Source organism: Paenibacillus fonticola DSM 21315 (assembly GCF_000381905.1).
Classification (GTDB): domain Bacteria; phylum Bacillota; class Bacilli; order Paenibacillales; family Paenibacillaceae; genus Fontibacillus; species Fontibacillus fonticola.
This window is the reverse complement of sequence record NZ_KB907293.1, coordinates 20,765-31,059: the sequence shown is the minus strand read 5'-3', so window position 1 is coordinate 31,059 and position 10,295 is coordinate 20,765. Positions and strand designations below refer to the sequence as shown.

Sequence of the window (10,295 nt, the reverse complement as noted above, 5' to 3'; positions counted from 1 at the left end):
GTTTGGTGGCAATGGCGGAGGGGTTCCACACGTACCCATCTCGAACACGACCGTTAAGCCCTCCAGCGCCGATGGTACTTGGACCGCAGGGTCCTGGGAGAGTAGGACGTCGCCAAGCGGATGTTCCCTGATAGCTCAGTCGGTAGAGCACTCGACTGTTAATCGAGTTGTCACAGGTTCGAGTCCTGTTCGGGGAGCCATTGCTCTCATAGCTCAGTAGGTAGAGTGCATCCATGGTAAGGATGAGGTCACCGGTTCGATCCCGGTTGAGAGCTCCACTTTCTTTGCTGGTGTACTACGAATGTGGCCCGTTGGTCAAGGGGTTAAGACACCTCCCTTTCACGGAGGTAACAGGGGTTCGAATCCCCTACGGGTCACCACTTTCATTAATGAGCTTCAGTAGGGATGAGAAGCCCTTGGGGGTTCGTCGGAGCATAAGCGTCGTTAGCAATAACATCGCAGTCTCGAACGAAGTGAGAGTATCCCTATTGGTCACCATTATCTTTAATACGAGAAGCCTATTACATATGGAGGCTTAGCTCAGCTGGGAGAGCATCTGCCTTACAAGCAGAGGGTCAGCGGTTCGATCCCGTTAGCCTCCACCATCAGTATTATTAATGGGGATTAGCCAAGCGGTAAGGCAACGGACTTTGACTCCGTCATTCATAGGTTCGAATCCTATATCCCCAGCCATTGTATGAGCCATTAGCTCAGTTGGTAGAGCACCTGACTTTTAATCAGGGTGTCGAAGGTTCGAGTCCTTCATGGCTCACTTTTTCCAAAAAATGCGCGTGTGGCGGAATTGGCAGACGCACTAGACTTAGGATCTAGCGTCTTCGGATGTGGGGGTTCAAGTCCCTCCACGCGCACCAAAATTGCGGACGTGGCTCAGCGGTAGAGCATCGCCTTGCCAAGGCGAGGGTCGCGGGTTCGATTCCCGTCGTCCGCTCCATATAGATATGCGCCCTTAGCTCAGCTGGATAGAGCGTTTGACTACGAATCAAAAGGTCGGGAGTTCGAATCTCTCAGGGCGTGCCATCTTTTTCTTAACACATCATTATCGGGACGTAGCTCAGCTTGGTAGAGCACCTGGTTTGGGACCAGGGGGTCGCATGTTCGAATCGTGTCGTCCCGACCACAATGATGCGGGTGTAGTTCAATGGTAGAACTCCAGCCTTCCAAGCTGGTAGCGTGGGTTCGATTCCCATCACCCGCTCCATAAACAAACAACACTGCCAATAGGCAGTTTTTTTATTTTCTAGCGGGTGTGGAAGAGAACCCACAAGGGTTCGACCGTCCGTGAAAGCTTCAAAAAAAACCGAGTAGGACGCGCGTCAGCCTCAACTCCTACTGGCGATCCGAAGGATCGCATTTCAATCCAGGGGCTGAGTATTCCCATCACCCGCTCCATAAACAAACAACACTGCCAATAGGCAGTTTTTTTTATTTTCTAGCGGGTGTGGAAGAGAACCCACAAGGGTTCGACCGTCCGTGAAAGCTTCAAGAAAAAAACGAGTAGGACGCGCTTCCGCCTCAACCTCTACTGGCGATCCGAAGGATCGCATTTCAATCCAGGGGCTGAGTATTCCCATCACCCGCTCCATAAACAAACAACACTGCCAATAGGCAGTTTTTTTTATTTTCTAGCGGGTGTGGAAGAGAACCCACAGGGGTTCGACCGTCCGTGAAAGCTTCAAAAAAACCGAGTAGGACGCGCGTCAGCCTCATCCTCTACTGGCGATCCGAAGGATTGCATTTCAATCCAGAGGCAGAGTATTCCCATCACCCGCTTAGTCATGTTTTTACCCTGAAACCCTTGGTGCGCAAGTGTTTTTCTTTTGCGCAAAATTCGACAAAGGACGGACGACTTTTGATTTAGGGGCAGTTCAGGGGGCAAATTTCATTCTTTCTGGATTAAGCGTTTCAAGTGGGTCGATAAGCACTGACTAACGGTTTCTGTATCATGCGTATAGTTCTCAGCTTGGCGTGGCGCAAAAACTTATGTGTGCCCTTTGGTCAGTCTCATGCTCTCACAAGGGCATGGCAGCTGTATGCCGTAGCTCGTGAACGTTCCTAGAGCCATTTCTTTGCGATATATCTTAAGCTCGTCCATGTCTGATTTAAGCAGAAGAGCCCAGTCCTCCGATATTAAAAATTAAAAGCAATCCATAGCAAAAGGTACATCAAACCAAAGGTAACTAGTATACCAAGAAAACTAATAGTAAGAATTAGCATTACTGTTTTTTTACCATTCATAGGGGCACCTCCAAATAGACTATAACATGTAATTTGGTCGTGTATCCATATAACACCAGTCCCAAGATAGGAAGAGGTATAATCCTCTCTTCTATCGACACCAGAAGGGATACAAGATATGAGAGACAACATATAAATTTTGCCGAAGCTGAAATGCCCGTATGCCTTCTCTTCTTTCTTGATCGTATATATATTGTATATAATGAAGAAAAAATTTTAATACTTCTGTTAAAAGGGGCAAAAGTGGGGAAATTCATTGGTGGATTTGATAACTTAGTTTAAACTTGATCAAGCTGGTAGCGGGAGTTCGGCCGTTCGTGAAGGCATAAAATAAACATTACAAAAGTAACCCCGCTACAACTAGGAGCAGGGTTACTTATAGGGACATTTGTGCAGCTGTTTTTTTCAAAATTGAGTTTATTGCTTGGGACATATTCCATTTAGAATAAGCCATATCGTATCACGGATTTCCTTTTCTTCATCCCAGGGCTGATCGGGAAAGACGAGGAAACGAGTAACGAACAGTCCGATCATAGCAGATGCGCTGAAGCGCAGCAAAGAGGGGGTCGGCATTTCAATGATTTGCCCTTTGCTTTTGAAGTGCTCGACAACTTCGGCGAATCTGTGAAACACTTTGGTGCCGATATGCTTTTTGAATTCTTCTTGCAACAGCGGCTGAAAAGGAATTTCTTGCAGTAAAATTTTAATGATTTTGAGATGCTTCCGGGCAAAATTCAAGCGATTGACCGCAACTGCATAAAGGAAATCTTCGATGGTTGGATAGTCCGACTCCAGCACCTCTTTGAACTCATTCCATACGAAGGGCGCAATAAGCCTGCTCATCATCGGGGATACGATCGTTATGAGCAGATCTTTCTTCGTTTTGTAATGACGGAAGATCGTGCCTTCGGCGACGCCCGCTTTTTGGGCGATTTCGCTGGTTGAGGAGGCAGCATAGCCTTTCTCGGCAAAAATCTCCACAGCCGCCTGAATGATTTTAATTTGCTTGTCTGTCAATTTACCATCATCTATTTTAATAAATTCCTGAATCCAATGTTCAATTGAATCTTGTTGCGCCATTGAAAACACCCTCCTGAATGAGCACTGAAATGAACTGCAGCTAGTTCTAACTTTAGTCAACTGTAGCCAAACTGCAGCCAACTCAACTGCAGCTAACTGTAGCTATTATAAATATTATCATAGCTTCTATTATATTGTTATATTTTCCGGTGCTTGCGGAGAGCGGCGATGTTCAGAAGTATGAAGAGCAATGAAAATCCGATCAGCACACTAACATTACCAGCAATAGCGTCCCAGCCTTTCCCACGGATCATAACGTCACTTAGCGCATGAGTGCCATAAGTCAGCGGCATAATGAATTCCAGCTTCTGCAGCCATTCCGGGAGCGTATCCAGTGGAAATAGTCTGGACAGAAACAACTGGGGGACGATAATAAGCGGGATAAATTGGATCATTTGCAGCTCGTTGTTAGCATAGGCAGACAGCAGTGTACCAAGGGTTAGTGCGGTCATTGATAATAAGAGCGTTAATAAAAGAACATATGCAAACGATCCGGTCATTAAAATGCCCAGCACTTTAATACAGAACCAGGATATTAACAAAGCTTGAATCATCGTAAAAATGCCGAAGCCGCCGATATAGCCAAGCACAAGCTCCCAGCGCCGCAGAGGAGTGGATAACAGGCGCTCCAGCGTGCCGGTAGTACGTTCTCGCAAAAAGGACACTCCAGCGATAAGAAAAACGAAGAAGAAGATGAAAAAGCCAATCAGAATGGGTCCGAATTGATCGATCGCTGTCATGTCCTCCGAACCGTGCAAGTACGAAATATTCAATTTTTTGCCCGTATTCATTTCAGAATGAAGGACATCGCCTGTTTTCTGCAGCAGCATAATGACTGCTTTGTTTACGGAAGGATCGCTGCCCTCTAGCTTCACCTGAAGGTGCGAATCTTCAATTGTAACGATGGCATCTATACTGCGATGGTCCAGCGCTTGCTCCGCAGCCTCTTTGTCCTTATAGCTTAATACTGTGGCATGCTGCTCTGTCAATTGTTCCACTAGCCTGTCTGGAGTGGCAATGACACCGATATTCGGTTTATAATCGGAACCGTTAAAGACGATATTCATTAATGTCAAAACGAAGAGGGGAGCGATGAAAATAAGCGCTAGCGTTCTTTTGTCACGGCGAAATTGTCTTAATATACGAAGTATAATAGCCCAGATTCTCATAGCTGCACACCTCCGTAATGAATAAAGGCTTCTTCGATCGATGACTTTCCGGCTTGCTGGATTAGTACATCCGGCGTATCGACCGCTATTAAATGCCCATCCCGAATCATGCCAAGCCGGTCGCATTTTTCCGCTTCATCCATGACGTGCGTCGTCATTATGATCGTCGTGCCTATGGCATTCAGCGCCTTAAGCTCTGTCCAGATCGCTTGCCGCAGCAATGGATCGATACCGACAGTAGGCTCATCCAGAACAAGCAGCGGCGGCTCATGCAGCAGAGCGATGGCCAGTGACAGTCTGCGCTTCATTCCTCCTGAATACTGGGCAACCCTTTTGTGCAGATGCTGCTCCAAAGAGACAACTTCCATGACCGCAGAGATGCGCTGTTTCTGGCGAGCGCCTTTCAGTCCGTAGAGAGCCGCGTAAAATTCCAGATTTTCAAGGGCGCTAAGCTCGGTGTATAATGCATCGGACTGAGCCATATAGCCGATTTGCGATAGCATGGCTAAGTTCGGCATGACGGTATCAAATACTTAAATTTTACCCGAGGTAGCTTCGTCAATACCGGTTAGCAGCTTAACGAGAGTTGTCTTTCCTGATCCCGAAGGGCCTAGCAGTCCGAAGGTTTCCGCTGATTGAATCTCCAGGGAAATATGCTCCAGCACTGTTTTCTTGCCCAATTGTTTGCCTACATTTGTTGCTCGGATAACGGATTTTGTTTGAGCCATTGCAGGTTCTCCTTTTATTAAAATGAGTGAGTACTCACTTTGTATTATAATTCGAAAATGGAGCAAAGTAAATAAAGAGAAAATGCAGAATAGTGCTGAAATGTGTCAAAATCTCCGAAATATACTATTGCATTTCAATGCTTTACCGTGATAAGGTAAGTAATGGATTCTATGAATGTGTAATTTAAGTTATTACGGTTAAGATGCATAATTATAAATTGATATAGAGAAATCACCATTTTTGTTTTCGATATTATACGTTAGTATGTATAAAAAGTCGTTCCAAAGAGAAATTCGCATGAATTTTCTTGAAACGACTTTACAATAAAGTGAAGATTTTCAGAACAGTTTATTGTATGATAGTAAGAAGGCTTTAGAAAGACGGAATAGGGATGAAATGGGGGAGAAACATGACTGAAGTAACAGTGACCGCAGGCAAGAGCAACTCAAATAACCTGCTTCGGCGCGACATCCGTTTTTTGGGCAATATTCTAGGAGAGGTCCTGGTTCATCAGGGCGGTAATGAGCTCTTGGATATTGTCGAGAAGATTCGTGAAGCCAGTAAATCGCTGCGGGCTGTATTTTTACCGGAACTGCATGAAGAGTTTAAAGATATGATCAATTCTCTTGAACCCGACATTCGTCACCAAGTAATCCGTGCGTTCGCTATTTATTTTCAATTGGTTAACATCGCGGAACAGAACCACCGAATTCGCCGGAGACGGGATTTCGAACGTTCTGCAGGCGAGTCGGTTCAGTCAGGTTCGATTGAAGCTTCTGTCAGAGACCTGAAGGAACGTGGATTTAATTATGCGGAGGCTCAGGAAATTCTGGAGGGCATGTCGCTGGAATTGGTGATGACGGCTCACCCGACTGAAGCGATGCGCCGGGCTATCCTTGACATTCATAAGCGGATTGCAGACGATGTTATGCAGTTGGATAATCCAACATTAACATTCCGTGAGCGGGAACAGCTCCGAGAGAAGCTGCTGAACGAAGTGATAACGCTATGGCAAACGGATGAGCTGCGGGAGCGTAAGCCTACGGTTATCGATGAAGTGCGAAACGGAATGTATTACTTCCATGAGACGTTATTTCAGGTTCTACCGGAAGTATATCAGGAATTGGAAAGATGTTTGAGTAAATACTATCCCGAGCACTTGTGGCATGTGCCGACCTATCTCCGTTTCGGCTCATGGATCGGTGGAGACCGGGACGGCAACCCGTCAGTAACATCTGATGTAACTTGGGAAACGCTGAAAATTCAGCGCAAGCTCGCCGTAAGAGAATACCAGCGACATCTGGCCGAGCTGTTTAAATATCTTAGCTTCAGCACTACGATTATAGATGTTACGGATGAGCTTGAAGCGTCTATTCAAAGAGACCGGCTTCAGGTGACATTGAACAAAACACCGCAATGGCTTAACGAGAAAGAGCCATACCGCGTCAAGCTTACTTATATGACCGAGAAGCTGCATAATTTGCTGGATGACTCCAAGAAGGGTTCGCCAGAACGTTATGCAGGAGTCAAAGACCTGATTGATGACTTGAAAATTATTGACCGCAGCTTGCGTCATCATTATGCGGATTATGTCGCGGATACACATATCAATAAGATTGTTCGCCAGGTTGAACTGTTCGGATTTCATACAGCAACTCTCGACATCCGGCAGCACAGCCAGGAGCATGAAAATGCCATGACAGAAATATTGGCGAACATGAACATTGTTAGTAACTACGCCGAATTAGCGGAAGAAGAAAAGATCAAATTACTGGAACGTCTGCTTAATGATCCTCGTCCTTTAACTTCCCCTTACCAGGATTATAGTGAAAGTACAAAAGAGTGTCTGAATGTGTACCGGACAGTGTTCCGTGCCCAGCAGGAATTCGGAACCCAGTGTATTACAAGCTATTTGATCAGTATGACGGAAGCGGCGAGCGATATTCTCGAGGTAATGGTTTTCTCAAAAGAGGTGGGTCTGTTCCGTAAAGAAGCAGATGGCACCGTCATTTGTACGCTGCAGTCTGTGCCGTTGTTCGAGACGATTGATGACCTTCATGCCGCACCTGGCATTATGCATACCCTGTTCAGTATGCCAATCTATCGCCAGTCGGTTGCTGCGATGAATGACTTGCAGGAAATTATGCTCGGTTATTCCGATAGCAATAAAGACGGCGGGGTAGTGACAGCGAACTGGGAGCTGCGGGTAGCTCTCAAGCAAATAACCGCTGCAGCGAATAGATCCGGCGTGAAGCTGAAGTTCTTCCATGGGCGCGGAGGGGCGCTGGGACGCGGAGGCATGCCGTTGAACCGCAGCATTTTGGTACAGCCTGCGGAGACGATTGGCGGAGGGATTAAGATTACGGAGCAAGGCGAAGTGATTTCTTCCCGTTACTCCTTAAAAGGCATAGCTTACCGCAGCTTGGAACATGCGACCTCAGCATTGATTACGGCAGCGATTAACGCTAAGCTTCATCGTGAGAACGATGAGAATGAACAGAAGTGGGAAGAGATTAGTGCGGGTATTTCTGAGACTTCATTGAAAAAGTATCAGGACTTGGTATTCCGTGAGCCGGATTTCCTGAAATACTTCAAGGAATCTACACCTCTTCTGGAAGTCGGCGAACTGAATATCGGATCCAGACCATCGAAACGCAAAAACAGCGATCGTTTTGAGGATCTACGTGCTATTCCATGGGTGTTCGCCTGGACGCAGAGCCGATATCTGTTCCCGGCCTGGTATGCGGCTGGAACTGGATTGTACCAGTTCTATCAGGATAATGAAGACAATCTGAAGGTTCTTCAAGAAATGTATCAGAATTTCTCCTTCTTCCGTTCGGTCATCGACACACTCCAATTTGCGATTGCCAAAGCGGACCTGATTATCGCCAAAGAGTACGCCGTCATGTGCAGCGATAGCGAAGTTAGAGATCGCATATTCAAGCAGATCGAAGAGGAATTCTATTTAACGAAGGACATGATACTGAAGGTTACGGGACAAACTGAAATTTTGGATCATAATCCGGGACTTCAGGAATCCGTTCGCCAGCGTAATCCATATATCGATCCGTTAAGTTATTTGCAGGTGCAACTGCTAAGCGAGCTTCGCGCGATTCGGGACAAGGATCAGGACGATCCGCTCCTGCTTCGTGAAGTGCTGCTTACGATTAACGGCATAGCTGCGGGTCTTAGAAATACGGGTTGATTATTCGATATCGGATAAATTTATAGGCAAGCCGGCACCGCTTTACGGGAGCCGGCTTGTTTGCAAGACCGGAACGTTGTAGGAACATTGTCAGAAGCAGATTAGGGCATGCTGTGCCAGGTACCAAAATTCTTGCTTTTTCGAGAGACATGAATTAACATTTGGAATGAAGTGCTGACGGCGACGGTAATTGCGGAATATCCGGGTGCCGATGGCCGGACAGGCAGGGTGAACGATTGAAGCCCGTCCATGGATCTGGGGGAAATTCAATGGTAGATCATTTTGATGCGAGATTAGTGAAGCTAGCCCGTCAAGGGGATCAGGAGTCTTTTGCTGACCTTGTAGATTTATATAAGGATAAAATATTTCATCTGGCCTACCGTATGCTGTTAAACCGCCATGAGGCGGAGGACATCGTGCAGGAGTCTTTTTTACGTGTATATAAAAATTGGGAGCGCTATGATGAGAAGCAGAAGTTCTCTACGTGGCTGTATCGAATTGCTACGAACTTATGCATAGACAGGCTGCGCAAGCGTAAGCCGAATTATTATCTCGATGCGGAGATGAACGATCAAGAGGGTTTGGACGGATATACGCTCATTCCTGGGGATGAACGAACGCCGGAGAGTGAATACTTGCTATCAGAGACACAGCAGACGATTCATCATGCGATCGATGGCTTGCCGGCGAAATATAAGTCCGTAATCATACTAAGGTATTTACAGGAGCTTTCGCTAAGTGAAATTAGTGAAGTGCTCGACATGCCGGTAACGACTGTAAAAACCCGCCTTCATCGCGGACGGGACTTTTTGCGCAAAAAACTGCAGCATAAAATGCTCTAGCGTTTAGCGGCGGGGGCTTAAGCCGAGGCTTAAATGGAATGGATGAGTTTTTTGAAACGTAATGTTACGTGCAACGTATTGTATTGTAGGACGACTAATTTACACCGTGGTTATAAGGTTTGTATAGATTTTACTGAAAGGACTGGCTGATATGGATTGCAAACAAGCCGCCTCATTGATGCATGAGTATTTGGATGACGAGTTGTTTGGGGAACAGGCTTTGTCACTTAAAAAGCATCTCCAAGGATGTCCATCCTGCCAGATGCAATTCAAGGAATTGGAGCAGACAGAATTAATGCTGTTTGCCACAATTAAGCGTACTTCATTAACCGCTTCCGATGAATTGGTAGACCGGATTATGAAGTCCATTCCCAGTCAGCATAAGCAACGGGCTTGGATCTACTGGGTCAAGAAACATCCTGCCATAACGGCGGCGGCGATGTTTCTGCTAGTGATGCTGTTTAGCGCTATTTCACTGTGGAATAGTGATGATCAGCTTGTAGTGAAAGGCAAGGATTTGGATCAAGTCATCATTAATGGAAATACTGTGACGGTACCAAACGGTTCCAAAGTAGCCGGCAATTTGACTGTGGAGAACGGGATTGCGGAAATTTACGGCGAGGTCGAAGGGAATTTGACTGTGATCGATGGATCCTTATACCAGGCTTCAACGGCTAAGATTTTGGGAGAAGTTAAGAGCATCGACCAAGCGCTGGACTGGATTTGGTACAGAATTACCAATACGTTTACGGAAGTCGCCTACAGGTAGTGATTTGGTTGCATTTTGATTGGCGCCTCCCTTATGGGATCAAGGCGCTTTTATTTTTTTGGGTAAGAAGGAAAATTATGTATATAGAGACGAAAGATACTATTTCGCTCGGGTACTTGCATCTGCTTTGTGAACGTTATAACCTAGAGTTTAAGGGGATTATATAAACAAGCTTTATGATGCCGGCAGTACATAATATTTCTTTGTTGACACGTAAAGTTGATGGGGAAATAAACGGGGGTTGC

At 46.1% G+C, this 10,295-nt stretch carries 5 protein-coding genes, 11 tRNA genes, 1 rRNA gene and 1 pseudogene; 15 read left to right on the top strand and 3 right to left on the bottom strand.

What is annotated here, in order from left to right; translation table 11 throughout:
* Nucleotide 1 precedes the first annotated feature (1 nt).
* From rrf to G358_RS0128625, 12 genes are all read left to right on the top strand, one after another.
* Nucleotides 2-118, top strand: a 5S ribosomal RNA gene (rrf, locus tag G358_RS0128680).
* A gap of 6 nt (nt 119-124) precedes the next feature.
* A tRNA-Asn gene (locus G358_RS0128675) sits at nt 125-200 on the top strand.
* 2 nt (nt 201-202) lie between these two features.
* A tRNA-Thr gene (locus tag G358_RS0128670) sits at nt 203-278 on the top strand.
* A gap of 27 nt (nt 279-305) precedes the next feature.
* A tRNA-Glu gene (locus G358_RS0128665) sits at nt 306-380 on the top strand.
* A gap of 149 nt (nt 381-529) precedes the next feature.
* Nucleotides 530-605, top strand: a tRNA-Val gene (locus G358_RS0128660).
* Between the two features lie 13 nt (nt 606-618).
* A tRNA-Gln gene (locus tag G358_RS0128655) sits at nt 619-693 on the top strand.
* A gap of 6 nt (nt 694-699) precedes the next feature.
* Nucleotides 700-772: transfer RNA gene (locus G358_RS0128650), tRNA-Lys, on the top strand.
* 15 nt (nt 773-787) lie between these two features.
* Nucleotides 788-872 (top strand) — tRNA-Leu (locus G358_RS0128645).
* A gap of 5 nt (nt 873-877) precedes the next feature.
* Nucleotides 878-952, top strand: a tRNA-Gly gene (locus tag G358_RS0128640).
* A 9-nt stretch (nt 953-961) separates the two neighbouring features.
* Nucleotides 962-1,038, top strand: a tRNA-Arg gene (locus G358_RS0128635).
* 23 nt (nt 1,039-1,061) lie between these two features.
* Nucleotides 1,062-1,138: transfer RNA gene (locus G358_RS0128630), tRNA-Pro, on the top strand.
* 7 nt (nt 1,139-1,145) lie between these two features.
* Nucleotides 1,146-1,219: transfer RNA gene (locus G358_RS0128625), tRNA-Gly, on the top strand.
* Nucleotides 1,220-2,673: 1,454 nt separating this feature from the next.
* Here the strand turns inward: G358_RS0128625 and G358_RS0128610 are convergent.
* From G358_RS0128610 to G358_RS31465, 3 genes and pseudogenes are all read right to left on the bottom strand, one after another.
* On the bottom strand, nt 2,674-3,336 hold the full coding sequence (locus G358_RS0128610) for a TetR/AcrR family transcriptional regulator (RefSeq protein WP_019640695.1): 663 nt from the start codon (nt 3,334-3,336) through the stop codon (nt 2,674-2,676).
* A 137-nt stretch (nt 3,337-3,473) separates the two neighbouring features.
* Nucleotides 3,474-4,505: an ABC transporter permease gene (locus G358_RS0128605; RefSeq protein WP_019640694.1), complete on the bottom strand. Its 1,032-nt coding sequence runs from the start codon at nt 4,503-4,505 to the stop codon at nt 3,474-3,476.
* Nucleotides 4,502-5,233, bottom strand: a pseudogene (locus G358_RS31465) (ABC transporter ATP-binding protein). The gene G358_RS0128605 and the pseudogene G358_RS31465 overlap by 4 nt, the downstream one beginning before the upstream one ends.
* Nucleotides 5,234-5,643: 410 nt before the next feature.
* Between G358_RS31465 and ppc the strand changes: the two are divergent.
* The 3 genes from ppc (at nt 5,644) to G358_RS0128585 (ending at nt 10,050) form a co-directional block, all read left to right on the top strand.
* Nucleotides 5,644-8,439, top strand: a complete 2,796-nt coding sequence (gene ppc / locus G358_RS0128595; RefSeq protein ID WP_019640691.1) for a phosphoenolpyruvate carboxylase — start codon at nt 5,644-5,646, stop codon at nt 8,437-8,439.
* Between the two features lie 269 nt (nt 8,440-8,708).
* Nucleotides 8,709-9,281, top strand: coding sequence for an RNA polymerase sigma factor SigW (gene sigW, locus G358_RS0128590; RefSeq protein ID WP_019640690.1), 573 nt, complete (start codon nt 8,709-8,711; stop codon nt 9,279-9,281).
* A 151-nt stretch (nt 9,282-9,432) separates the two neighbouring features.
* Nucleotides 9,433-10,050, top strand: coding sequence for a zf-HC2 domain-containing protein (locus tag G358_RS0128585; RefSeq protein ID WP_019640689.1), 618 nt, complete (start codon nt 9,433-9,435; stop codon nt 10,048-10,050).
* Nucleotides 10,051-10,295 lie beyond the last annotated feature (245 nt).